General features: G+C 69.4%; 19 protein-coding genes and 1 pseudogene. 9 read left to right on the plus strand and 11 right to left on the minus strand.

Translation table 11 applies throughout. The features are described from left to right. The 4 genes from ABT367_RS22685 to ABT367_RS22700 form a co-directional block, all read left to right on the plus strand. Nucleotides 1-407 (plus strand): DinB/UmuC family translesion DNA polymerase (locus ABT367_RS22685; protein ID WP_434975513.1); only part of this gene is annotated, 407 nt, incomplete at its 5' end. A gap of 92 nt (nt 408-499) precedes the next feature. Next, on the plus strand, nt 500-2,071 hold the full coding sequence (locus ABT367_RS22690) for an oleate hydratase (protein ID WP_352254899.1): 1,572 nt from the start codon (nt 500-502) through the stop codon (nt 2,069-2,071). 70 nt (nt 2,072-2,141) lie between these two features. After that, nucleotides 2,142-3,281: a DUF3533 domain-containing protein gene (locus tag ABT367_RS22695; protein WP_352254900.1), complete on the plus strand. Its 1,140-nt coding sequence runs from the start codon at nt 2,142-2,144 to the stop codon at nt 3,279-3,281. After that, nucleotides 3,278-3,940, plus strand: coding sequence for an acetate uptake transporter (locus ABT367_RS22700; RefSeq protein WP_352254901.1), 663 nt, complete (start codon nt 3,278-3,280; stop codon nt 3,938-3,940). The genes ABT367_RS22695 and ABT367_RS22700 overlap by 4 nt, the downstream gene beginning before the upstream one ends. 66 nt (nt 3,941-4,006) lie before the next feature. Here ABT367_RS22700 and adhE read toward each other — a convergent pair whose 3' ends face one another. The 3 genes from adhE to ABT367_RS22715 form a co-directional block, all read right to left on the minus strand. Beyond that, nucleotides 4,007-6,625 carry a bifunctional acetaldehyde-CoA/alcohol dehydrogenase gene (gene adhE, locus ABT367_RS22705; protein ID WP_352254902.1) on the minus strand — a complete coding sequence of 873 codons (2,619 nt, stop codon included), beginning with the start codon at nt 6,623-6,625 and terminating at the stop codon, nt 4,007-4,009. 309 nt (nt 6,626-6,934) lie between these two features. Then, nucleotides 6,935-8,017 (minus strand): S1 family peptidase, encoded by a 1,083-nt coding sequence (locus ABT367_RS22710; protein WP_352254933.1) that lies wholly within the window; start codon nt 8,015-8,017, stop codon nt 6,935-6,937. A 358-nt stretch (nt 8,018-8,375) separates the two neighbouring features. Continuing rightward, complete coding sequence (locus ABT367_RS22715) at nt 8,376-9,302, minus strand: slipin family protein (RefSeq protein ID WP_352254903.1); 927 nt, start codon at nt 9,300-9,302, stop codon at nt 8,376-8,378. Between the two features lie 86 nt (nt 9,303-9,388). On the opposite strand from ABT367_RS22715, the gene ABT367_RS22720 reads away from it, so the two are divergent. After that, the gene (locus tag ABT367_RS22720) at nt 9,389-10,255 is read left to right on the plus strand and encodes an alpha/beta fold hydrolase (RefSeq protein ID WP_352254904.1); all 867 of its coding nucleotides are present in this window, start codon (nt 9,389-9,391) and stop codon (nt 10,253-10,255) included. A 19-nt stretch (nt 10,256-10,274) separates the two neighbouring features. On the opposite strand, the gene ABT367_RS22725 is transcribed toward ABT367_RS22720, so the two are convergent. The 4 genes from ABT367_RS22725 to ABT367_RS22740 form a co-directional block, all read right to left on the minus strand. Continuing rightward, complete coding sequence (locus ABT367_RS22725; protein WP_352254905.1) at nt 10,275-10,748, minus strand: hypothetical protein; 474 nt, start codon at nt 10,746-10,748, stop codon at nt 10,275-10,277. A gap of 344 nt (nt 10,749-11,092) precedes the next feature. Next, the gene (locus tag ABT367_RS22730) at nt 11,093-11,992 is read right to left on the minus strand and encodes a S1 family peptidase (protein ID WP_352254906.1); all 900 of its coding nucleotides are present in this window, start codon (nt 11,990-11,992) and stop codon (nt 11,093-11,095) included. 237 nt (nt 11,993-12,229) lie between these two features. After that, nucleotides 12,230-13,030 (minus strand): DUF1684 domain-containing protein, encoded by an 801-nt coding sequence (locus ABT367_RS22735; protein WP_352254907.1) that lies wholly within the window; start codon nt 13,028-13,030, stop codon nt 12,230-12,232. Nucleotides 13,031-13,261: 231 nt separating this feature from the next. Continuing rightward, complete coding sequence (locus ABT367_RS22740; RefSeq protein ID WP_352254908.1) at nt 13,262-14,506, minus strand: DUF5685 family protein; 1,245 nt, start codon at nt 14,504-14,506, stop codon at nt 13,262-13,264. 300 nt (nt 14,507-14,806) lie between these two features. Between ABT367_RS22740 and ABT367_RS22745 the strand changes: the two genes are divergently transcribed. Beyond that, the gene (locus ABT367_RS22745) at nt 14,807-15,259 is read left to right on the plus strand and encodes a cell division protein SepF (protein WP_352254909.1); all 453 of its coding nucleotides are present in this window, start codon (nt 14,807-14,809) and stop codon (nt 15,257-15,259) included. 67 nt (nt 15,260-15,326) lie between these two features. On the opposite strand, the gene ABT367_RS22750 is transcribed toward ABT367_RS22745, so the two are convergent. After that, a complete protein-coding gene (locus ABT367_RS22750; RefSeq protein ID WP_352254910.1) occupies nt 15,327-16,514 on the minus strand; it encodes an acyl-CoA dehydrogenase family protein in 1,188 nt (395 codons plus the stop codon). A gap of 289 nt (nt 16,515-16,803) precedes the next feature. After that, a complete protein-coding gene (locus ABT367_RS22755; RefSeq protein ID WP_352254911.1) occupies nt 16,804-18,531 on the minus strand; it encodes an MFS transporter in 1,728 nt (575 codons plus the stop codon). A 226-nt stretch (nt 18,532-18,757) separates the two neighbouring features. Between ABT367_RS22755 and ABT367_RS22760 the strand changes: the two genes are divergently transcribed. Next, nucleotides 18,758-19,918: a hypothetical protein gene (locus ABT367_RS22760; protein WP_352254913.1), complete on the plus strand. Its 1,161-nt coding sequence runs from the start codon at nt 18,758-18,760 to the stop codon at nt 19,916-19,918. A gap of 216 nt (nt 19,919-20,134) precedes the next feature. After that, on the plus strand, nt 20,135-21,139 hold the full coding sequence (locus ABT367_RS22765; RefSeq protein ID WP_352254914.1) for a phosphatase PAP2 family protein: 1,005 nt from the start codon (nt 20,135-20,137) through the stop codon (nt 21,137-21,139). A 141-nt stretch (nt 21,140-21,280) separates the two neighbouring features. On the opposite strand, the gene ABT367_RS22770 is transcribed toward ABT367_RS22765, so the two are convergent. After that, nucleotides 21,281-21,496: an I78 family peptidase inhibitor gene (locus ABT367_RS22770; RefSeq protein ID WP_352254915.1), complete on the minus strand. Its 216-nt coding sequence runs from the start codon at nt 21,494-21,496 to the stop codon at nt 21,281-21,283. A gap of 473 nt (nt 21,497-21,969) precedes the next feature. Between ABT367_RS22770 and ctaD the strand changes: the two are divergent. Beyond that, nucleotides 21,970-23,646, plus strand: a pseudogene (gene ctaD, locus ABT367_RS22775) (aa3-type cytochrome oxidase subunit I); the annotation flags it as partial. Here the strand turns inward: ctaD and ABT367_RS22780 are convergent. Next, on the minus strand, nt 23,543-24,586 hold the full coding sequence (locus ABT367_RS22780; RefSeq protein WP_352254916.1) for a helix-turn-helix transcriptional regulator: 1,044 nt from the start codon (nt 24,584-24,586) through the stop codon (nt 23,543-23,545). The pseudogene ctaD and the gene ABT367_RS22780 sit on opposite strands and share 104 nt — an antisense overlap. Nucleotides 24,587-24,666 lie beyond the last annotated feature (80 nt).

Raw genomic sequence — 24,666 nt, forward strand, 5'->3', positions numbered from 1 at the left:
AGCGCGCCGCCCTGCTCGCCCTCACCGACCGCCTCGGCCTGCAACTGCGCGCCGAGGCCCAGGCGGCCCGCGCCCTCACCCTCACGGTCCGCTACGCCGACCGCTCGACGACCACCCGCACCCGCACGCTGCGCGAGGCCACCGCCCACACTCCCCCGCTCACGGCCCTCACCTATGAGCTCCACGACAAGCTCGCCCTGCAACGGGCCCGGGTCCGCTCCTTCGCCCTGCGCGCCGACGATCTCGTCCCCGCCGAACACACCTCCCACCAGCTGCTCTTCGACCCCGTCGACGAGAAGGCCCGCCGCATCGAGGAGGCCGTCGACCGGGCCCGGAACAAGTACGGGGCGGCCGCGGTCGGACCGGCCGCGGCACGGCCTGCTCCCGCGCCGCCCCACGCGGCGTGACAGCTCACCCGTTCGGCCCCGCCCCCCTGCTCCCCCGCCCCCCCGCGCCCGAGACTGGCGAGGACCGGTCGGGAGCGAAGAGGAGTAAGGCAATGGCGAAGGCATACCTGGTGGGAAGCGGTATCGCGTCCCTGTCGGCGGCGGCGTTCCTGATCCGGGAGGGCGGGTTCTCCGGGGCGGACATCGTGATCCTGGAGGAGCAGGACCGCGAGGGCGGCAGCCTCGACGCGTCGGGGTCTCCGGAGACCGGGTACACCATGCGCGGCGGCCGGATGTTCGAGATCCACTTCGAGTGCACCTACGACCTGCTGAGCTCGATCCCCTCGCTCGACGACCCGGCGAAGTCGGTCACCGAGGACACCTTCGCCTTCCATGAGGACTTCGCCTGGGACGACCACGCTCGGCTCGTCGACAAGGACGGCAAGGTGGTCGACGCCCACTCGATGGGCTTCTCGGAGCGCGACCGGCTCGAGCTGGTCAAGTGCGTCGGCACCCCGGAGAAGCTGCTCGACGGCAAGCGGATCGTGGACTGCTTCAGCCAGGAGTTCTTCCACACGAACTTCTGGTGGATGTGGTGCACCACGTTCGCCTTCGAGCCGTGGCACAGCGCGATCGAGTTCCGCCGCTACCTCAACCGCTTCGTGCATCTCTTCAAGACCTTCGACTCCATGTCGGGGATCTACCGGACGCGCTTCAACCAGTACGACTCGATCGTGCGCCCGCTGATGAAGTGGCTCACCGACCAGGGCGTGACGGTCCAACTCGGCACCACTGTCACGGACTTGGACCTGACCGACGGCGAAGAGCTCACCGTGCGCGCCCTGACCTGGACGCGCGGCGGCGCCGAGGAGACCGTGGACCTCGCCCCGGACGACCTGGTGATGGTCACCAACGGCTCGATGACGGCGGACTCCACGCTCGGCGCCACGGACCGGGTGCCCGCCCTGGACACCTCGGGGACGGCCGGCGCCTGGCGGCTGTGGGAGACCCTCGCGGCCAAGCGCACCGACGGCCTGCTCGGCGACCCGTCGGTGTTCAACTCGTCGATCGACGACTCCACTTGGGAGTCGTTCACGGTCACCACCAAGGACCCGACGTTCTTCGGGCTGATGGAGAAGTTCTCCGGCAGCGAGGCCGGCAAGGGAGGTCTGATCACCTTCAAGGACTCGGGCTGGCTCCTGACCATCGTGCTCAACCACCAGCCGCACTTCCACGAGCAGCCCGAGGACACCTTCGTCTGGTGGGGCTACGCCCTCTTCCCCGACAAGCCCGGTGACTTCGTGCGCAAGCCGATGCGCGAGTGCACCGGCCGGGAGATCCTCGACGAGGTCCTGCACCATCTGCGCTTCGAGGAGGGTCCGCAGATCCTCGAGAACTCGATCGTGCTGCCGGCCCTGATGCCGTACATCACGAGCCAGTTCCTGGTCCGCAAGGCCGGCGACCGGCCGCAGGTCGTCCCCGAGGGCTCCACGAATCTCGCCTTCATCGGGCAGTACGCCGAGGTCCCCGACGACGTGGTCTTCACCGTCGAGTACTCGGTACGCACCGCCTGGACCGCGGTCGCCGGACTCCTGCACCTCGACAAGCAGCCGCCGCCCGTATACAAGGGCGGCCACGACCCGAAGGTCCTGGTCGACGCTCTGCACACGATGCACCGGCGCTGAACCTCTGCCCGCTCACCCGATCGGCCCCGCCGCTGCTGCGCGCGGGGCGGACCGGCCCGAGCGTAGGGACATGAGCCCACGTGGAGGACTGGACGGCGATCCGGGTACCGGATTCCTGCATGAGGTCAAGGACGCCGTGAGTGTGCGGACCGCGCTGCTTGTGCTGGGCGTGCTCGCCGTACAACTCGCGTTCATCGCCTCGTACATCGGCGCGTTCCACAACCCGAAGCCGCATGAGATCCCGATCGCGGTCACGGTCGCCGTGCCCGCCGCCCAGGCCAAGGCCGAAGCCGAGGCCGATCCGGCGCGGGCCGCGGCGGCGCAGAAGCAGATGGAGGCGGCGACCGACCAGGCCGTGCAGCGGCTGAAGGCGCTGCCGGGCAAGCCGCTCAAGCCGAGCGCCAGTGATTCCGAAGCCGATGCGCTCGCGCGGATCAAGGACCGGGGAGTCGACGGCGCGCTGATCATCAACCCGCAGGGCACCGAGGACAAGCTCCTGGTCGCCAGCGGTGCGGGGGCCTCGCTGTCCCAGGCCCTCGAAGAGATCATGGCCAAGGTCGAGGGAGCGGAGAAGCGGACCTTCAAGGTCGTGGACGCGGTCCCGGAGGCAACGGGTGACGCCCGCGGTCTGTCCGCCTTCTATCTCGTCGTCGGCTGGTGCGTCGGCGGTTATCTGTGTGCGTCGGCCCTCGCCATCAGCGCGGGCGCCAAGCCCGCCAACCCGGCGCGCGCGGTGATCCGGCTCGGCGCGATGGCCTTGTACTCGGTCGTGGCGGGGTTGCTCGGCGCGGTGATCGCCGGGCCGATCCTCGGCGCGCTGCCGGGCAGCGTCATGGCGTTCTGGGGGCTCGGCTCCCTGCTCGTCTTCGCGGTCGGCGCGATCACGCTCGCCTTCCAGGGCCTCGCCGGGATCGTCGGCATCGGTCTCGCGATCCTGCTCGTGGTGGTGCTCGGCAATCCCAGTGCCGGCGGCGCCTACCCGTATCCGCTGCTTCCGGGCTTCTGGCGGCACCTCGGCCCGATCCTGCCACCGGGTGCCGGCACCTTCGCGGCCCGCTCCATCGCGTACTTCAAGGGCAATGGCGCCGGCGGCGCGTTCCTGACGCTCGCGGGCTGGGCGGTGGGTGCGGCGGCCGTGGCGATCGTCATGTCGCTGCTGCGTCAGGACAAGAAGGAACTGCAGGCCGAGGCCGAGGAGCAGCGCTCGTGAACCTCCTGCCCCGCTCGGGCCCCATCGCCCAGGCGCTCTCCGTCAAGCGCATGGAGCCTTCCGCGCAGGCCCAGTTGGGGCCGCTCGGGCTCACCGGGTTCATCGTCGTCACGGTGATCGCCACCGGCATCGACGCGGGCGTCTTCCCGGAGAAGCTCTCGCACCCCGTGCTGCCGATGGTGGGCTTCTTCGTCGGCGGTCTCGCGCAGCTGCTCGCCGGACTGTTCCAGGCGCACCGCGGTGACACCTGGCACGCCACGGTCTTCGGTTCGTTCGGGCTCTTCTGGATGGCGAAGGGGCTGATGCTGCAATGGGTGACGCCAGCGCTCGACCCGGCGCTGCGCGGCGACACCATGGGCCTGTTCACGCTGCCATGGGTGTTCGTGGTGTTCGTGCTGTGGCTGGGCGCGCTGCGCATCCATGTCGCCCTGCTCTTCACGTTCACCTGCGTCCTGATGGCCTTCATCGGCATGACCGTGGTGGGCTTCACGGGCAGTGTCGGCTGGAACCGCGTCACGGGCTGGTCGGGTCTGCTCGCGGCGGCCGGTGCGCTCTACCTTCTGGCGGGCCAGATCCTGGCCTCCACCTGGGGACGCAACGTATTGCCGATGGGGCGTTTCATCGCCCCGCGGCTGGAGGAGGAGCACCCGGAGGAGTAGGTGGCTCACGCATACGGAAAGGGCCCGCCCCCGGTGTGTACCGGGGGCGGGCCCTTTCCGTCGGCGTCAGGCAGCCTTCGGCTGACCCTCGATGTTGCCGTAGTACGCCTGCTTCATGAGCTGCTTCATGTCGTCGATCATCGGCATCCGCGGGTTCGCGGGCGCGCACTGGTCGGCGTAGGCGTTCATGGCCTGCTGGGGCAGGGCCGCGATGAACGCGTCCTCGTCCACGCCCTCGGCCTGGAAGGAGGCCGGGATGCCGCAGCGGTCGCGCAGCGCCTCGACGGCGGCGGCGTAGGACTCGACGCCCTCCTCGGGGGTGGAGGCCTTGAGGCCCAGCATCTTGGCGATCTCCTGCAGACGCTCGGGGGCGCGGTAGACCTCGGCCTTCGGCCACGGGGTGGCCTTGTGCGTCACGGTGCCGTTGTGGCGGATGACGTGCGGCAGAAGGAGCGCGTTGGTGCGGCCGTGCGGGACGTGGAAGGTGTTGCCCAGGGTGTGGGCCATGGCGTGCACCAGGCCGAGGAAGGCGTTGGCGAAGGCCATGCCCGCGACGGTGGACGCGTTGTGCATCTTCTCGCGCGCCTCGGGAGCCTTGGCACCGAGCTTCACACAGTCCTCGAGGTTCTCGAAGATCAGCTTGATGGCCTGCAGGCAGAGGCCGTCGGTGTAGTCGTTCGCGTACGCCGAGATGTACGCCTCGGTGGCGTGGGTCAGCGCGTCGAAGCCGGAGTCGGCGGTGACGGAGGCCGGCAGGCCCATCGGCAGGTTCGGGTCGACGATGGCCACGTGCGGGGTCAGCGCGTAGTCCGCGAGCGGGTACTTCTGCGCGGCCTTCGGGTCGGAGATGACCGCGAAGGGGGTGACCTCGGAGCCGGTGCCCGAGGTGGTCGGGATGGCGACCATCTTGGCCTTCTCGCCGAGCGAGGGGAACTTGAAGGCGCGCTTGCGGACGTCGAAGAACTTCTCCTTCGTGTCGGCGAAGGCGATCTCCGGGTGCTCGTACATCAGCCACATGATCTTCGCGGCGTCCATCGCGGAGCCGCCGCCGAGCGCGACGATCGTGTCGGGCTGGAAGTCCCGCATCATCGCGGCGCCGGCCTGCACGGTGTCCAGCTCCGGGTTCGGCTCGACATTGTCGATGACCTGGACCGAGACGCCGCCCGCGCGGGACTGCAGGATGGTGGTGACCTTCTCGACGAAGCCGAGGGCGACCATGGTCTTGTCGGTGACGAGCGAGACCTTCTTGATGCCGTCCATCTCGCCGAGGTAGCGGATGGAGTTGCGCTCGAAGTAGATCTTCGGCGGGACCTTGAACCACTGCATGTTGGTGTTGCGCCGTCCGATCCGCTTGATGTTGACGAGGTTGACCGCGGTGACGTTGTTGGACACGGAGTTGTGGCCGTACGAGCCACAGCCCAGCGTCAGGGAGGGCAGGAAGGCGTTGTAGACGTCGCCGATACCGCCGAAGGTCGAGGGCGAGTTGGCGATGACGCGGATCGCCTTGACGCGCTTGCCGAACTCCTCGACGAGCTCCTCGTCCTCGGCGTGGATGGCGGCGGAGTGGCCGAGGCCGTGGAACTCGACCATCTGGGCGGCCAGTTCGATGCCCAGCTCGGTGGAGCCCGCCTCGAGGGCGGCCAGGACCGGGGAGAGCTTCTCGCGGGTCAGCGGCTCGCTGACACCGACCTCGGCGCATTCCGCGAGGAGGATCGAGGTGGACTCGGGCACGGAGAAGCCGGCCTGCTCGGCGATCCACTGCGGGGACTTGCCGACGACGTTCGGGTTCAGCTTGGCGCTCGCGGCGTTGTCGGCGTAGGCGCTGGTGCCGAAGATGAAGTTCTCCAGCTGGGTCTTCTCCGCCGCGGAGACGACGTACGCACCCAGGCGCTTGAACTCCTCGATGCCCTGGGCGTACACCTCCTTGTCGAGGATGACGGCCTGCTCGGAGGCGCAGATCATGCCGTTGTCGAAGGCCTTCGACAGCACGATGTCGTGGATGGCGCGCTGCAGCTTGGCGCTCTTGTGTACATACGCCGGGACGTTGCCCGCACCGACGCCGAGGGCCGGCTTGCCGCAGGAGTAGGCGGCCTTGACCATGGCGTTGCCGCCGGTGGCGAGGATGGTGGAGACGCCCTCGTGGTTCATCAGGAGACCGGTGCCCTCCATGGAGGGAGTCTCGATCCACTGCACGCAGTTCTCCGGGGCACCGGCCTCGATCGCGGCGTCGCGCACGATACGGGCGGCCTCGGCGGAGCAGTTCTGCGCGGAGGGGTGGAAGGCGAAGATGATCGGGTTACGGGTCTTCAGGGCGATCAGGGCCTTGAAGATGGTGGTCGAGGTCGGGTTGGTCACGGGGGTCATGGCGCAGACGACGCCGACCGGCTCCGCGATCTCGGTGATGCCGTTCAGCTCGTCACGGGAGATGACACCGGCGGTCTTCAGGCCACGCATCGAGTTGACGACGTGCTCGCAGGCGAAGAGGTTCTTGACGGCCTTGTCCTCGAAGATGCCGCGCCCGGTCTCCTCGACGGCCAGCCGGGCGAGTTCGCCGTGCCGGCTCAGCGCCGCGAGGGAGGCCTTCTTGACGATGTGGTCGACCTGCTCCTGGTCGTACGTCTCGAACAGATCGAGGGCCTTGAGCGCTCCCTGGACCAGCCCGTCCACCATCTCATTCGCCTGCATGGCAGGTACTCCTTCACTGCGGCTGCGACCGATTGCCGAGATTTCCTCGACACCTCAATTCGACACCCGCACGGCTGTCCTGGAGGGCCGATAAAGGCCTGAGAGGCCAGGCCTTAAGTCCCTTCAAGATCAAAGTGCCCTCATGAAAATGCACTCCGACCTGCGCATACGCGAAGGGACCAAAGTCCCTTGCGAGCTTGTGAAAACTTTCACAAGAATTTCTGGGGATTGGCCGTAAGCACGAGGAAAATACGCGAGCCCCGCTTCCCTGAGAGGGAAGCGGGGCCTTTATCGCCGTACGTGAAGGGCTCAGCCGATCTCTGCGCCGAACACCTGCAGTGCCTCGGTCACCGGCTGGAAGAAGGTCTCCCCGCCGGAGCTGCAGTCACCGCTGCCGCCCGAGGTGAGGCCGACGGCCTGGTCGCCCGCGAAGAGCGAACCGCCGCTGTCACCGGGCTCGGCGCAGACGGTGGTCTGGATCAGGCCGTTCACGATGTCGCCATTGCCGTAATTCACGGTGGCGTCCAGGGCCACCACCTCGCCGTCGTGCACCTGCGTGGTGGAACCACTGCGCTGGACCTGCATGCCGACGGTCGCCTCGGCGGCCGCCGTGATGGCCTGGCTGCTGCCGTTGTAGAGGTTGACCTCGCTCGGGTGCTCGACCCCGTCGGCGTACTTCACCAGGGCGAAGTCGTTGTCGGGGAAGGAGGATTCGACCATCTCGCCGAGCGCGCCGCCGTTGGAGTCCTCCCAGGTGGAGCCCGCCTGACCGCAGTGACCCGCGGTGATGAAGTGCGGGGCGCCGTCCTTGACGACGTTGAAGCCCAGCGAGCAGCGGCCGCCACCGCTGAGGATCGCGTCACCGCCGGCGGCGAACTTCTTGAACTCGCCCTTGGTGCGCTGCAGTTCGGCCTTGCCGCCGAGTCCCTCGACGACCTTGCCGAGCTTGTCCCACTCGGCCTCGGAAACCGTGCGGTCGGCGGTGACGACGACCTTGTTGGTGGTCGGGTCGGTGGCCCAGGACGTACCCGGGATGGTGGCCTTGTCGGTGAGCGTCGCACGGGCGCTCTTCAGCTCCGCGAGGGAGTTCTGTACGACTCTGGCCTTGCCGCCCGCCTTCTCGACCAGGCCTGCCGCGGCCTCGTCGAGCACATTGACGACGAGCGTCTTGCTCGCCGCGTCGTAGTACGTGCCCGCGGCGTCCGTGCCGAGATCCTCGCCGAGGGTGGAGGCGAGCTTTCCGGCCGCCGTCGCCGAAAGGGTCTTGAGCTCAGGTGTGGGGGTTTCCTGGCTCGCGTTCGCAGTCTGGAACGTCAATCCCGCGGTCACCAGCGCGGCGATGCCCGCGCCTGCTATCGCGGCCCGCCGCTTGGGTATGCGTCGGTGCTTCAACTTCACGACCTCCTGTGGGGGGGTCGGTCCCGGTGCGTGGGGGCCACCGGGACCGGAAGGCGTACGGGTCAGGGCCCGGCTCAGTGGAAAAAGCCGTGTCCATGCCCGTGTTGTGGCGACCACTATTCCGATACCGACTGGTAGCACACAAGGTCGACTTCAGGACTCCCGCTCGGCAACGGGCGTACGCCCCCGGCGCGTTGTATCCGCGGGTCACCCCATGTCGCTTTCCGCTGCAAACACCGCGAGCGAGCAGACCGTCACCAGCGCGTAAGGACTAGTCCTGTCTTGAAATCGCCCCTGTGGTACAGACTTGGGTCAGGCCGGTGCGCACGATTCGGCCTGCTCACGGCCGCAGCTATTCGGAGGGCTTCTCCTCGACCGGCGCCGCCACGTCCTGCGAAAGGCGCGTCTCGGACACCGCGGACCCTTCCTGCTGCCCCTCGCCCAGGGCCGCCTGCCGCTGCACGCCCGCGTCCTGGCGGCCGGGGGCCTGGGCGGCGGGAGCGGGAGCGGCCGGCAGGTTCTGCTGCGCCCGCTCGAGGAACCGCAGCAGCTCCACGGGGAACGGCAGCACAAGCGTCGAGTTCTTCTCGGCCGCCACCGCCACCACGGTCTGAAGGAGCCGCAGTTGGAGCGCCGCCGGTTCCTCGGACATCTCGTGCGCGGCCTCGGCCAGCTTCTTCGAGGCCTGCAGCTCCGCGTCCGCGTTGATGATCCGGGCCCGCCGCTCACGGTCGGCCTCGGCCTGGCGCGCCATGGACCGCTTCATGGTCTCCGGCAGCGATACGTCCTTGATCTCGACCCGGTCGATCTGCACACCCCAGCCGACGGCCGGACTGTCGATCATCAACTCGAGCCCCTGGTTCAGCTTTTCGCGGTTGGAGAGCAGATCGTCGAGATCGCTCTTGCCGATGATGGACCTGAGCGAGGTCTGGGCCATCTGCGAGACCGCGAAGCGGTAGTCCTCGACCTGGACGACGGCCTCGGCCGCGTCGATCACCTTGAAGTAGATGACAGCGTCCACCCGCACCGTCACGTTGTCCCTGGTGATGCCGTCCTGTGCGGGCACGGGCATCGTGACGATCTGCAGATTGACCTTCCGCATCCGGTCGATGAACGGCACGATCATCGTGAACCCGGGCCCCCGCACCTGCGTCCTGAGACGGCCGAGCCGGAACACCACACCCCGTTCGTACTGTTTGACGACGCGTGCCGCGGCCATCACATAGACGGCACCGGCGGAAGCCACCGCCGCGCCCGCCGCTACCAGTTCCTCGACCATCGCGGCCCCCCAGGGTCCGTAAGGGACGTGTCTTGGGATCCTTTTGACGGTAACTCCCCTACTGGGGCAAAGGGGAGGGGCAGGCGTTGATCAGCAAGGTGAGAACGCGGGACGGACGGACGCTCACCGCGCAGGACTGGGGCGATCCGCACGGCCGGGCGGTCCTGCTCCTGCACGGCACCCCCGGCAGCAGACTCGGGATCGCGCCCGCCGAGGTGCTCGCCCGGTGGCCGGGGGTGCGCTTCTTCGCGTACGACCGCCCGGGGTACGGCGGTTCGGACCGCGTGGAGGGACGCGACGTGGCGCACTGCGCCCGGGACGCCGCCGAGGTCGCGGACGCCCTGGGTATACGGAGCTTCGCGGTGCTCGGCCGCAGCGGCGGCGGCGCGCACGCGCTGGCCTGCGCGGCGCTGCTGCCCGAGCGGATCACCGGAGCCGCCGCGCTGGTCGCCACGGCGCCCCGGGACGGCGCGGGTCTCGACTGGTTCGCGGGGATGACTCCGTACAACGTGCGCGAGTACTCCCTCGCGCTGCGGGGCGCCGGTGCGCTCACCGCCTCGCTGGTGCCGCAGGCGGAGGCGATCCGCGCCGAGCCGTCCCGGCTGCTCACGGGCATCGCCGAAGGGCTCTCCCCCTCCGACGCCCAGGTCGTCGCGGACCCGGCCGTGCGCGCGATGCTGCTCGCCAACTACCGCGAGGCGCTGGCGACTTCGGCGTACGGGTGGATCGACGACTGTCTCGCGCTCTCGCGGCCCTGGGGGTTCGATCCGGCGGACATCCGCGGGCGTGTGCTGCTGTGGCACGGGGCCGAGGACACGTTCTCACCGGTGGGTCACTTCCACTGGCTCGCGCGCCGCATTCCGCACGCCGATGCGGTGCTCGCCGAAGGGGCGGGGCACTTCGGCGCACTGGCCGCGTTCGACTCCGTACTGGAATGGCTGCTCGCCGACTGACGGCCCCACCCGCGCGGGACTAGGCGGTCCGGTCCACGTCGGGGCGGGTCAGGCGGGCGCCCTTGAGGCAGTCCACGATGCGCTCGTGCGTGTCGCCCACGGTGTCCACGACCCGCAGGCGCAGCTGGAGCGCGTCGACTTCGGTGACGAAGCGCTTGGAGAACTCACCGGCCCGCACCGTTCCCTCGTCCACCCTGCCGATGAGCGGGCTGCCCGCGCCGAACAGCTCCAGACCGTAGTCCGTCCCGAACTCGAGCCCCGCTGCGGACAGTTGGGCGAGCACCCCGGCGAAGTCCGTCCACTCCCCCGTGTCCGCGCCGGGCCGGGCCACGCGGTAGTCGACGCTCTCGATCACGGCCGTGCCCTGACCGCCGTTGACCAGTCCGACCCGCCAGCCGTACTCGTCCGCGCAGATCAGGTCCCGTACCCACTCCGCACGCCAGCCGAGCCGGCCGGACCGTTCGGGCGTACTGCGCGCGGGCGAACACCGCACCCGAGGCCACCGCGAGGAGGCTGCCGAGCGGCTCCATGTCGAGCAGCTGCAGCCGCCACGGCCAGTGCGCACGGGCGTCGGCCGCGATGTTGCCGCGCACGACCTCCCAGCCGAGCACGACCAGGAGCAGACAGAGCAGCACCAGAGGTGCGGTGAAGAGCAGCGGGCTGCGGCGCACCCGGCGCTGACGGTCGTCCAAGTCCTGTTCCCCCGTGGCGAGTTGCCCGCCCCTGCGGGCGATCCGTACAGGTGATCCAACCGTACGAGGACGGCAGAGGCGAGCCCCCGCCCGGGATCCGGGCGGGGGCCGCTGCTGCTGGCTGCAGTAGAACCGTACGTGGTGCCTAGTAGACGCTGACCCCATAGGCGCTCAGGGCCTCGGTGACCGGCTGGAAGAAGGTCGTACCGCCGGTGGAGCAGTTGCCGCTGCCGCCGGAGGTCAGACCGATCGCACGCGTGCCGGAGTAGAGCGGGCCGCCGGAGTCGCCGGGCTCGGCGCACACGTTGGTGCGGATCATGCCGTAGACGACGTCTCCGCCGCCGTAGTTCACGGTGGCGTTGAGACCGGTGACCCGGCCGCTGTGGGTGCCGGTGGTCGAACCGCGGCGGGTGACCGACATGTTGACCGTGGCGTTCGCGGCGCTGGTGATGTCCTGGCCGCCGACGGTGCCCGGGTGCGAGATCGAGGTGTTGGAGTACCGCACGAGCCCGTAGTCGTTGCCCGGGAAACTGGAACCGGCGGTCGGGCCGATCTGCGTGGTGCGGCTGGAGTTGGTGTACCAGGTGCCCGCGCCGTCGGTGCAGTGACCGGCGGTCAGGAAGTAATAGGTGGAGCCGCTGCGGACGTTGAAGCCGGCCGAGCAGCGCCAGCTGGACGCATAGATCGCGTCGCCACCGGAGAGCAGCTTGCTGAACTTGCCAGGAGTGCGCTCGATCTTCAGGGCGCCGGCCTGGGCGCCCGCGGCGCGCTTGATCTCATTGATCTCCGCCTGCGAAACGGTCGAGTCGGCCGTCACGACCAGGCGGTTGGTCTTGGAGTCGATGTGCCAGGCGGTACCGCCGACGTCCGCCTTGAGCATCGCGCTGCTCGCCTTGGTGAGCTGCGCGGCACTGAAGGTGGCGGTCTCGCCGGCGCTCGCGCTGGGCACGGCGAGAGCCGCCGCAGCCACGAGTCCGGTGCCGACGGCGAGCACGCGGGTGCGTCTCGCTATACCGCTGCGGGGGGTGGTGCGCTTGATCCTCACTTGTCGTTCCTCCCGAGGGGAATCGGGGGCCCGTGTTGTGGGGTCGGGCCCGTGAGGCGCAGCCAGGGGAAGTGTCCGCATTCCGAACACGTTGTGCCCCTGACAAGCGCTGTTCGGGAGTATTCGGCTAGCGGGTTGACGGCACAAGGGCGCCTTTCGGCCGTATGCCTCAGCACGCACTTCTGCCCCGGCGGCTCCTGTCGTACGCGAGGAGGCCGCCGGGGTCGCGTCGGTGGATCAGACGGATGACCGGCCGTCGAGGTTCCGTTCGCCCGCGGCGACTGCGAACGGAAGGGTGTTGCCGGGCGGCGGGAACGGGCAGATGAAGTGGTCGGCGAAGGCGCACGGCGGCAGAGTCACGCGGTTGAAGTCCACGCCAACCTGCCCGTCGGCAGCGGGCGCGGGCGTGCGCAGGAACCGGAAGCGATAGCTGCCCTGCCCGCTCGAGGCGTCCGCGAACACGGCCCACAGCGAGCCGTCCTCCTCGACCGTGACCTTCAGGGTGTGCTCGACGCCCCCGACAGGGAAGGCCAGTTCACCGCCGAGCCCGAGCCCGCGCGCCCTCCCGTCGGCGTTCTCGACCTGAATCGTGCTCCTGCTCTCGTACGGGGTGAAGCGGCCCGGCACGGACCAGTCGGCGTCATACGGCGTGGCCTCGATGCCCTGGAACGCACGGCGCGCGGGCGAGCCGGGGTCGAAGTCCCGTACCGCCCACTCCCCTTCACGCCGCATCACCATCAGCCGCCGCTCCCCGAGCGCGACCCGTGAGCCGGCCGGACCGGAGTCAGCCCCCAGGCGCACCTCGCCGCCGAACGGGTTCCCGTCCAAGGCGAGGCCGTCCTCGGCCACGGCCCGCAGCACCACCTCGTCGCCGTCCTCGGCCCACTGCCCGGGAATGGCCGGAAGTTGTCCTTCCGGATAGTCCGCCAGCCAGTGCGTACCGGTCAGGGACAGCGGGCCGTGCGGGGCGGAAACGGTCTCGACGCGCTGCTCGTGCCAGCGCTTCCAGTCGTCGGCGGCGGTGGGTGCGGTGCTCATGGGCGGTCGGCCTTTCCTGCGGGGCGCGTGCGGTCCTTCGGCACGAGACCAGAGCGCAAGATCAGCTTCCGGTATTCCCACGGGCCCGGCCCCTCCGCCGCCGCCGGCGCACCGTCCGGACCGGCAGGCGTCAACGGGCGGTGCGTCAGCGGAAGGCAGCAACGTCAGGAGCCGGTGCGTCAGCAGAGGGCCGTGCGTCAGCAGCCGGTGCGTCAGCAGACGGGCCGTCCGTCAGCAGCCGTCGCAGGGGCAGCAGCAGTCGCAGCTGCCGCAGTTGCAGTCGCAGCTGTGGCAGCAGCCTTCGCGCTTCTTGCGCGTCCACGGGCCCTCGTACGATTCGGCGCAGCACATCTGGCAGGTGCAGCACACCACGAAGAACATGCCGCAGCCCGCCCAGAACCCGCGCCGCCCCTTGGGCTGCTCGGGCGCGGGACCGCCACCGAACCCACCGGGACCACCAGGTCCGACCGGACCGCCCGCTCCCCCGCCGTACGGGTTCCCGGGACCGCCGCCGTACGGATTGCCGGTGCCGTCACCGTACGGATTCTGACCGCCGAACCCCGAAGGCGGCGGCCCGAACCCCTGCGGACCCCCGGCTCCCGGCTGCTGATGCGAGCAGGTCGTCGAGCCGAACGTCCGGTCCACGGACCGCCGCAGCTCGTGTGCGAGCAGCATGTGGGCGAGCCGCTGCTCGGTGAACTCCACATCGTTCAGGGCCAGCCGGATCCCGTGCAGCGCGTCGTCGGCGAGCCGCCGCGCCTCAGCCAATGAGGTCCCGGTCGCCGTCAGCGGGTTCCACGCGCCTGCCTCGGCATCGGCCGCCTGGTCCTCCACCGCGTCGAGGAGATGCGCGAGCCGCCCGAACAGCCGGCCGGCCTCGGCGAGCGGCCCCGCGTTCCCCGGCCGGCCCGCCAGCCATGCCGTGTGCGCGAAGGCGGCGGCCGTAGCGGTCTCGGTCGGCTCGGTGACCATGAGCAGGGAAGTCCCGGGCCCGGCAAGGGCCTCGATCTCCAGCTGCCGGTCCACGGCGTCGACCAGGACGGCGGTGTCGAAGCCGACCGCCGAACCGACCTTCGCACCCGCGCGGTCCCAGCCCTTGGCCACGCGGCGCGCGGCGGCGGCCACCGGCCCCCGTGCGAGGAGGCCGTCACCGTCGGCCACGTGGTCGCGCACCTTGGCCGAGGCGAGGACCAGCGAGACGGCCGCGGCGAGCCGCGCCCCCTCGCCCTGCGCGACGGACGCGGTCCGCATCCCGCGCAGCGGACAAGGCCCCGCCGTACGCCGCCAGTCGGTGCTGCGCTCGGCCTGAGCCTCCGTCAGAACCGAGATCAGCAAGCCGTCGTAGTTGGTGACGATCCGCGAGAACTGACCATGGTCCTTGCGCAGCGCGAGACAGAGCCCGCAAAGATGCGCCATCCATTGGGTCTTGAGGCCTTCGCCGAGGTGATGGCTGCAGGGCCGCACGATTCCGAACACGTCGACTCTCCCCCGTGAGGTCGCTTGGAGTGATCCGCATCGTATCCACCAGGAGGCATCGGCCACAGGTTCTCCACGACACGCCGGTATCACCCGTACGCCACAACAAATACTATTTCACTCACTGTCAGCAGCCGTGCCCGTCAGGACCCTTGGGGAATGGGGAGTACGTTCTGCACCAGTACCGTCACAAACCCCTGACGCAGCGAAAAACAGCTGGGTCAACGCGGAGCCCGCTGAGCATCATGGACGACCATAGGGGACGTGCGGAGTTCAGAACCGCTGTGAGAGGAGGCGTCCATGGGATCGGTACGTAAGGCAAGCGCCTGGCTTGGCCTCGTCGACGACAACGATGATGAGCGTTACTACGACGGATACGACGACGCGGTCGACTCGGTCGAGGAGTCCCGTACGGACAACTCCTGGGTCACGGACCCACGGGTCCGCGTCGCTTCGCAGGCTGCCGAGGAGCAGGGCCGGCGGATCGGCACCATCACGCCGGACAGCTTCCGCGACGCCCGCGGCATCGGTGAGCTGTTCCGCGACGGAGTCCCCGTCATCATGAACCTCACGTCGATGGAGCCCGGCGACGCCAAGCGCGTCGTGGACTTCGCGGCCGGCCTGACCTTCGGTCTGCGCGGCTCCATCGAGCGCGTGGCGGGCCGGGTCTTCCTGCTGACCCCGGCCAACACCCAGATCGTCAACGGCGAGGCCTCGGCCCGGCCGGCGGACGGTTTCTTCAACCAGAGCTGACGCAGGGCCTGCTCACCGGAGAGAACCGGCCACCGACCCGGTTCGCCAAGAGGTGCCGTCCCCGGGTTCACCGGAAGGCATCGAGCCCGGTGAGCGCCTTGCCGAGCACCAACTGATGCATCTCGACGGTGCCTTCGTACGTGAGCACCGATTCGAGGTTCGTCGCATGGCGCATCACGGGGTACTCCAGCGAAATCCCGTTCGCACCGAGGATGGTGCGTGAGGTCCGGCAGATCTCGATGGCCTCGCGGACGTTGTTGAGCTTGCCGAAGCTGACCTGCTCGGGCCGCAGCCGCCCGGCGTCCATCCGGCGGCCCAGATGGTGCGCGAGCAGAATCCCCTTGTGCAGCTCGACGGCCATGTCGGCGAGCTTGGCCTGGGTGAGCTGGAAGCCGCCGATCGGTTTGCCGAACTGCTCACGGGACTTGGCGTAGTCGAGCGCCGACTCGAAGCAGGCGCGGGCCGCTCCCATCGCTCCCCAGACGATGCCGTACCGGGCATGGCTGAGGCAGCTGAGCGGTCCGCGCAGGCCGGTGACCTCGGGCAGTACGGCGTCGGCGGGCAGGCGTACCTCGTCCATGACCAGTTCGCTGGTGATGGAGGCGCGCAGCGACCACTTGTGCTTGATCTCCGGCGCGGAGAATCCAGGGCTTTCGGTCGGCACGACGAAGCCGCGAACGCCGTCGTCGGTCTGCGCCCAGACGACGGCGACCTTCGCGACCGAGCCGTTGGTGATCCACATCTTGCGACCGGTGAGCACCCAGTCGGTGCCGTCCTTCTTCGCGTACGTGCGCATGCCCGCCGGGTCGGAGCCGTGGTCGGGTTCGGTCAGGCCGAAGCAGCCGATCGCCTCGCCCGCCGCCATGCGCGGCAGCCACTGCTGCTTCTGCTCCTCGGAGCCGAACTTCCAGATCGCGTACATCGCGAGGGAGCCCTGTACGGAGACGAGGGAGCGGATGCCCGAGTCGGCGGCTTCGAGTTCCAGGCAGGCCAGCCCGTACTGGACGGCGCTCGCGCCCGCGCAGCCGTAGCCGGTGAGCGACATGCCGAGGGCACCGATGGCCCCCAGCTCGCGGGCGAGTTCATGGACGCCGGGCAGCTCGCCGCGCTCGTACCAGTCGGCGATATGCGGCAGGACGCGGTCGGCGGCCCAGGTGCGGACGGTGTCCCGGATGGCGAGGTCCTCGGCCTCCAGGAGATCGTCGAGGCCCAGGGGGTCGCGGGGGTCGAAGGGGGGTGCTGCGGATGCTGACATGACCGGCCTCCGGGGGTGCGGGCAGCGAAACTAGCGCTGGTAGTCACGGTGCGCCGCCGACGTTAGCACCCGGGTCCGCGGGCCATCGCGGCCCGGTCGGCCCAGCCCCTGCGGGATTGAGCAGACCATCCAGCCCCTGCGGCGTTTGAGCAGATCCGAACGAAGTTCGGATGCGGGGGCCGGGGGCGAAGCCCCCCACGCGGCGGAGCCGCCAATGTCACAGCCGGGAAGGGGCGGGGCGGGGAGAAAGCCCGCCGCAGGCGCCCCTCAACCCACCGCAGCCACCAGCTCAGCCCCGCGACTCCGCAGACGCACGCTCACGCGAGCGCGAAGACGAGCGCGAAGACGAGCGCGAAGACGAGCGCGAAGACGAGCGCGAAGACGAAGGCGAGAGCGAAGACTCACAGGACGCAGCCGGCGAAGGAATAGCCACCGCACCGTCACCCGCATCGCACGTGTCACCGCACGACATCGCCCGCGGCAACCGCAGCGCCGCCAGGGCACCCAGCAGCAGCAGCCCCGCGCTGACCATCAGTGTGACGTGCAGACCGTTCACGAACGAGTCCCGCGCGGCGGACCGCAGCGCCGCCCCCGCACCGCCGCCGAGCGAGTCGGCGACCTCGTAGGCCTCGCCGAGGGAGTTCTCCGCGGAGGCGCGGGCCGCCGACGGCACGCCCGGAGCGGCCGCGAGCCCGGGCGCGTACGCCGCGTTCATCACGCTGCCGAGCAGCGCTATGCCCATGCCGCCGCCGAGCTGGTACGAGGTCTCGCCGATCGCGGCCGCACCGCCCGCCTGCCCCGGCGGCGCCTCGCTCAGCATCGACTCGTAACTGCCGAAGAGCGTGGTCTGCAGACCGAAGCCGAGCAGGACGAAGCCGACCAGCATCAGGGCCGGGTTGTCGTCGTGGCCCAGGAAGGTGAGGACCAGGACGGCCGCCGCCGTCAGACAGAAACCGGAGGCGACCATGGCGCGCGGCCCGACCTTCGGCAGCAGACGTGAGCCGACCAGACCGCCGGCCATCGCGGCGAGCGTGAGCGGGACCATCCGCAGGCCCGTCTCCAACGGGGAGAGCCCGAGGACCAGCTGCAGATACTGGGCCGCGATCAGCATCAGACCGACCAGCGCCAGCATGGCGAGGACGATGCAGCTGACCGAGGTGCCGAACGCGGGGCGCGCGAACATCGACAGATCGACGAGGGGGTGCGTGCGGCGGCGCTGACGGCGTACGAAGAGGATCAGGAGCACCGCGCCGACGACCAGCGGCACGAGGGTCATCGCGCTGAGCACGCCCTCACCGCCGCCCGCCCGCTTCACACCCATGACCACACCGAAGAGTCCGCCGGCGGCCATCAGCGCACCGGTCACGTCCCACGGTCCGTCGCGGTCGCCGGTGGACTCGGGCAGCAGCCACCGGCCGATGAACAGGCTCGCGAACATCAGCGGGATGTTGATCAGGAAGACCGAACCCCACCAGAAGTGCTCGAGGAGGAAGCCGCCGAGCAGCGGGCCCGCGGCGGCGCCGATCGCGGCGACGGCGGTCCAGACACCGATGGCGACGGCCCGTTCGCGTCGGTCTGGGAAGACCTGGCGGACGATCGAGAGGGTCGCGGGCATGATCATCGCGCCGCCGACACCGAGCAGGGCGCGGGCGGCGATCAGCAGGTGGGGCGAGTCGGCGAGCGCGGCCATCGCGGAGGCGACGCCGAACAGCCCGTATCCGAGGAGCAGCACGCGGCGGCGGCCGACGCGGTCGCCGAGGGTGCCGAAGAGGATGAGCAGCGCCGCACACACCAGCGGATAGGCGTCCACGATCCACAGGAGCTGGATGCCGCCCGGCTTGAGGTCCTCGGTGACGGCGGGGACCGCGACATGGAGCACGGTCGAGTCGATCGCGACGATCGCCAGGGACACGCACAGGACGATCAGGACGACCCAGCGGTTGGCGCCGCCTTCGGGGCACAGGAGCCTGGTAACGGCCGAGGGCCGCCGCGCGGCAGCCGTGGTCGTCCCGCTCATCCGTGTACCTCCAGTGGGTCCTCGTACGCAGCCGTCGGGTGGGGCCGACCGGCGCGATCGCGAGTGAGCCGTCAGATTACGTCAGTTCACTGCTGGTGCGCGTGGTCCATCTCTCACGCGCACACGAGACTGCTTGTGGCGTACACCACCCCTCTTCGCCCTATACACGCACAGAGGGCACACGCCGGTTCGGGCCGCTGTGGTGGCGGCACCCATAATCGAGCCCGTGACCGATCTTGATCAACGCCCCGCGGGGCCTCCCGCGACCGGACGCCTGACCCGTGCGCTGCGCCACGCGGCGCCCGCACTGCTCGTCTACGCCGGGGTGCGCGCGCTCGGTCTCCTGGTGCTCGCGCTGTGGTGCCTGGGTACCGGCAAGAGCCCGCACACCCTGCTCACCGCGCGCTGGGACTCGCTCTGGTACACCCGCGTCGCCGAGCACGGCTACGGCTGGTCGACCACGCTGCCCGACGGCACGGTCCACTCGAACCTCGCGTTCTTCCCGCTGCTGCCCTGGCTGGAGCGGGCGCTCTCGGCGATCAGCCCGCTGTCGTACGCGGACGCGGGGATGGTGGTCGCCTGGCCGGCCTCACTCGCGGCGGCCTGGGGGATCTTCCTGATCGCCGACCGCCTGTACGGGAGACGTGCCGGCGTCTGTGCGGTGGCGCTGTGGGCGGTCCTTCCCGTCGGGATCGTGCAGTCGATGGCGTACAGCGAGGCGCTGTTCACGGCGCTCGCCGCCTGGTCGCTGTACGCGGTGCTGCGCGAGCACTGGCTGACGGCCGGTCTGCTCGCCGCGCTCGCCGGTCTGACCCGGCCCGTGGGCATGGCGGTCGTGGCGGCGCTGTGGGTCGCGGCGATCCTCGTGGTCGTACGGGAGAGGCGGGCGCCCTGGCGGATGGTGCTCGGGGCGGTGCTCGCGCCGCTGGGCGCGGCCGGGTACGTGCTGTGGGTCGGACAGAAGACGGGCGGCGGGCTCTTCGGCTATCTGGACGTCCAGAAGCAGTGGGGCAACGGCTTCGACTTCGGGTACGCCTTCGCGCGCTTCATCGGCGACAAGTTCACGTCATTCCCGTCGGCGCTCGCCGGGATCGGTCTGATCGTCGGGGTCGCGGCCGTGATCTGGCTGTACGTGGCGGGCGTCCGGCAGAAGCAGCCGGTGCCGCTCCTCGTCTACACGGGGATCGTCCTTGCGCTCGCGCTGTGCGCCTCGGGGTACTTCGGGTCCAAGCCGCGGCTTCTGATGCCGGCCTTCCCGCTCCTGCTGCCACTCGCCGTCGCTCTCGGGCGGCTGCGAACGTCCAGGTCGGCGGCGGTCCTCACGGTCGTGGGCGCGGCATCTGCGGCGTATGGGGCGCTTTGGCTCAACGGCTCGGGCCCGCCGTGATCGGCAGGGAAAATCGGCACCGATTACCGGTGAACGAATTCGGACCGCCCACTAAATCGGTCTCGGAATGATCAAAGAAATAGGGGTCGAAGGTCCCGCGCTTTTCGACGAACCGCGGGAATAACGGGACTCCTGAGATCAATCCCACATCACATCGTCATCACAAAGCCACTGATTCGGCCTAGCGCTCAGCTCACTCGCTGTAACGTCGATTGGGTGCGTACCGAACAAAACCTCACCCGTCTGGACCGGCTCTTCGCCCGTCTGGACCGTGAGCCTGAGCGGCCGCAGAACCTCGACGTTCCGCGGATGAGCCCGCACCGGATCGTGCTTCTCGGCTCGACCCTGGTGTTCTACGGGCTCATCGTCGTGGCCGTCATCAACACCACCTGGCTCGTCAGGCTCGACTGGCAGCTGATGTTCTTCCGCCCCTACGAGCAGTGGTCCGGGCTGCACGCCTGGATCGACTACTACGTGGTGCTCGGCCAGCGCGGCCCCACGGCGGTGATGGTCCTGGCCTGGCTGGGCTGGCGCTCCTGGCGGCAGCACACGCTGCGGCCGCTGCTGATGCTCGGCACCTCGTTGCTGCTGCTCAACATCACGGTCGGCGCCGCCAAGATCGGCATGGGCCGGCTGGGCCCGCACTATGCGACGGCCATCGGTTCCAACGAGATGTGGCACTTCGGCAACGGCGATATATTCCCCTCCGGCCACACCGCCAACGCGGTCGTGACCTGGGGCATCCTCGCGTATCTGGCCTCCAGCCAGCGCACCCGCCGCTATCTGTCGGCGGTCTCCGCGATCGTGGCGCTCGGTGTCGGGCTCAGCACGGTCTATCTCGGTACGCACTGGCTCAGCGATGTGATGCTGGGCTGGGCCGCGGGTCTGCTCATCCTGCTCGCGCTGCCCTGGTTCGAGCCGCTGGTCGCACGGGCCGAGGCGTGGATCTTCGCGATGCGCGACCGGATCCGCGAGCGCCGTACGGCAGCGGGCGCGGTCCCGGCCGGAGTGCCGGCCATGTTCCCGCAGCGCACACCCGCCGACGACGAGGTGCCGGCCGCACGCGAGCCGGTCGCCGCGACCGTGCATCCGGCGCGCGGACTGCGTACACACCCGGTCCGCACCGAGCGCGCGCCCGCAAGCCCGGTCGTCAGCCGTCGGCCGCAGCATCCGGAGCGGGTCGGCCGCTCCACCGCGGCGAGCCCGGTCACGGGCAGCTGAGGCGCATCGAGAACCGCACGGACAGCGGGGCCGGTACGCACAGCCTCCCCGCGGGTCGAAGGCCCCGGCTCATCGAGCCGGGGCCTTCGCCGTTCGTACGCGGGGTCCAAGCCGTCGTCCGGCGGACCCGCGCGGGGTGCCTCAGCCCTTCCAGCAGCGCGTGACCGCGCCGTTGTCGACCTCGAAGTTCAGCCGCCCTTCGAGGTACTCCATGGTGATGATGGCGCCCGGCGGCAGCTTTCTGACCGTGCGCCAACCGTGCTCGAGGGCCTGCTGCTCCGCGCGCTGCGCGTCGAGGCCTACATAGGTGTCGGGGCTGTCCTGAGGTCCCGCTCCGGGCGTGGGTATCGGTGCCATACGGCCACCGTAGGCGCCCGCGCCGCGGTGTGGAAGCGGAGGCCGCATCCCCCGCCGAGCGCACACCAAGCGTCACCTGTCCCCCGGCGGTCACGCTTGTGTCACAGCTTCTCTACATCGGTTTATCCCGCAGCTCTTCACACGAACGAGGGGTTCCGAATTGCCGATGCGGGTACTCGTAAAGGTCGTTCTCTGCTCGTTTCCGATCCGTTCCCGGCCCGTTCCCGGTCCGGTGAATTCCAGCGGCCGCGGTCGCCCGTGATTGCCCCGTAATAGCGATCCCGGCTCCACGCCGACGACTTGACGGGCCATAGGGAATTCATGGTTCCCGTACAGAATCTCCCCGGATCTCTCGATTACCTGCGCCACCCGGCAGGTACTCCCGTGTGCACGCCCCCTGTTGGAGTCGGGGTCGACGCGAGCATCATGGCGAGTGCTCGGGGCCCGGAACGTGACGACGCGAGGGGGCAGCGATGGGGACGGACACCGTGCAGGAGGTCGCCGACGCGGCTCCGGTACGCCGGCCGGGGCGGGTGGTCGTCGACTGGCTGACGACCACGGACCACAAGAAGATCGGGCATCTCTACCTGATCACGTCGTTCGCGTTCTTCCTGATCGCCGGTCTGATGGCCCTGATGATGCGGGCCGAGCTCGCCCGCCCCGGGCTTCAGCTGATGAGCAACAACGAGTTCAACCAGGCGTTCACGATGCACGGCACGATCATGCTGCTGCTGTTCGCGACGCCGACCTTCGCGGGCTTCGCCAACGAGATCATGCCGCTGCAGATCGGCTCCCCCGATGTCGCCTTCCCGCGGCTCAACATGCTCTCGTACTGGCTGTTCCTCTTCGGCGGCCTGATCGTGCTCGGCTCGCTGCTCGTGCCCTCGGGTCCCGCCAACTTCGGCTGGTTCGCCTATGCGCCGCTCAACAGCCTGGAGCGCTCGCCCGGCATCGGCGCCGACATGTGGATCATGGGGCTTGCGCTCTCCGGCTTCGGCACGATCCTCGGTGCGGTGAACTTCCTGACCACGATCATCGGGATGCGGGCGCCCGGCATGACGATGTTCCGTATGCCGATCTTCACCTGGAACGTCCTGTTCACATCGATCCTGGTGCTGCTCGCGTTTCCCGTGCTCGCGGCCGCGCTGCTCGTCCTGGAGGCGGACCGGCGGTTCGGGTCGATGGTGTTCGAGGCGGAGTTCGGCGGTGCGCTGCTCTGGCAGCATCTGTTCTGGTTCTTCGGGCATCCCGAGGTCTACATCATCGCCCTGCCGTTCTTCGGCATCATCACGGAGATCCTCCCGGTCTTCAGCCGCAAACCGATCTTCGGTTACGTGATGCTGGTCGGCGCCACGATGGCGATCACCGGTCTGTCCGTCGTGGTGTGGGCGCACCACATGTTCGCCACGGGTGCGGTGCTGCTGCCCTTCTTCTCGTTCATGTCGTTCCTGATCGCGGTGCCGACCGGAGTGAAGTTCTTCAACTGGACCGGAACCATGCTCAAGGGGTCGCTGAGCTTCGAGACACCGATGCTGTGGGCGATCGGCTTCCTGGTGTCGTTCCTGTTCGGCGGTCTGACCGGGGTGATCCTCGCGTCGCCGCCGATGGACTTCCATGTCACCGACTCGTACTTCGTCGTCGCGCACTTCCACTACGTGGTGTTCGGCACCGTGGTCTTCGCGACCTTCGGCGGCTTCTTCTTCTGGTGGCCGAAGTTCACGGGCAAGATGCTCGACGAGCGGCTCGGGAAGATCCAGTTCTGGACGCTCTTCGTCGGCTTCCACACCACGTTCCTGGTGCAGCACTGGCTGGGCGCGGAGGGGATGCCACGGCGGTACGCGGACTATCTGTCCGCCGACGGCTTCACCGCGCTCAACACGATCTCGACGATCGGCGCGTTCCTGCTGGGTCTGTCGACACTGCCGTTCGCGTACAACGTCTGGAAGACCGCCAAGTACGGCAAGAAGGTCGACGTCGACGACCCCTGGGGCTACGGGCGTTCCCTCGAGTGGGCGACCTCGTGTCCGCCGCCGCGGCACAACTTCGTCACGCTGCCCCGGATCCGTTCGGAGTCCCCGGCGTTCGATCTGCACCATCCGGAGTTCGCGGCGTTCCAGCGGGAGACGAACCCCGTTCCAGAGCCCGGGCGAGGAGGTCACGACTCCGCCTGATGTGCTCGGTCAGCTCGGCGGGTTCCAGGACCTCGAACTCGTAGCCCATGAGCATCACATGGATGACCATGACGTCCAGACTGCCGGCCCCCGTCCGCAGGATGCAGGTGCTCTCCGTCTCGGCGGTGAGCACCCCGGCGGACGGGGAGATGCGCTGCTCCGCCTCCTGTACGGGGGTGTGCAGGCGGATCGTCGCCTGGGCGTCGTACACCCTGGTCGAAACGCCCTTGGAGACATACGCGGCGAGGTCTTCGGCGGGCGCTTCGCGCGGCTCGAAGCGCGGGCCGTGCGGAGGCTTGGGCGTGACGCGGTCGACGCGGAACGTACGCCAGTCGTCGCGGTCCACGTCCCAGGCGACCAGGTACCAGCGGCGTTCGGTGCATACGAGGCGGTGGGGTTCGACGGTGCGGCGGGTGGAGCTCCCGCCGTGGTCGCGGTACTCGAAGCGCAGCCGTTCGGCGTCGCGGCAGACGCCGGCCAGCTCGGTGAGGACCGAGGGGTCCACGGCGGAGGCACGGGCCGACCGCAGCATCGGCACGGTGAACGCGTTGAGGGTGCTCACGCGCCGGCGCAGCCGGTTGGGCAGCACCTGCTCCAGTTTGGCGAGCGCCCGTACCGAGGTCTCGCCGATGCCCTCGATGCCCTGCCCGGCCGCGGTGCGCAGCCCGACCGCGACGGCTACCGCCTCCTCGTCGTCGAGAAGCAGCGGTGGCATCTCGGCGCCGACGCCGAGCTGGTATCCGCCGCCGGTGCCGGGTGAGGCGTTCACGGGGTAGCCGAGTTCGCGCAGCCGGTCGATGTCGCGGCGGACCGTGCGCGGGGTGACGCCGAGGCGGTTCGCGAGGTCGGGGCCGGACCATTCGCGATGCGCCTGAAGCAGGGAGAGCAGCTTCAGCAGGCGGGCCGAGGTCTCGAGCATGGGACCGAGTGTGCCATCGACACAGGCCGCCTCGAGCACCTCGGTTCTCCGTCGTCAGGAGGACTGTAGTTGTCCGCAAG

Origin of the sequence: Streptomyces mesophilus, from assembly GCF_040300965.1 — a bacterium.
Taxonomy (GTDB): domain Bacteria; phylum Actinomycetota; class Actinomycetes; order Streptomycetales; family Streptomycetaceae; genus Streptomyces; species Streptomyces mesophilus_A.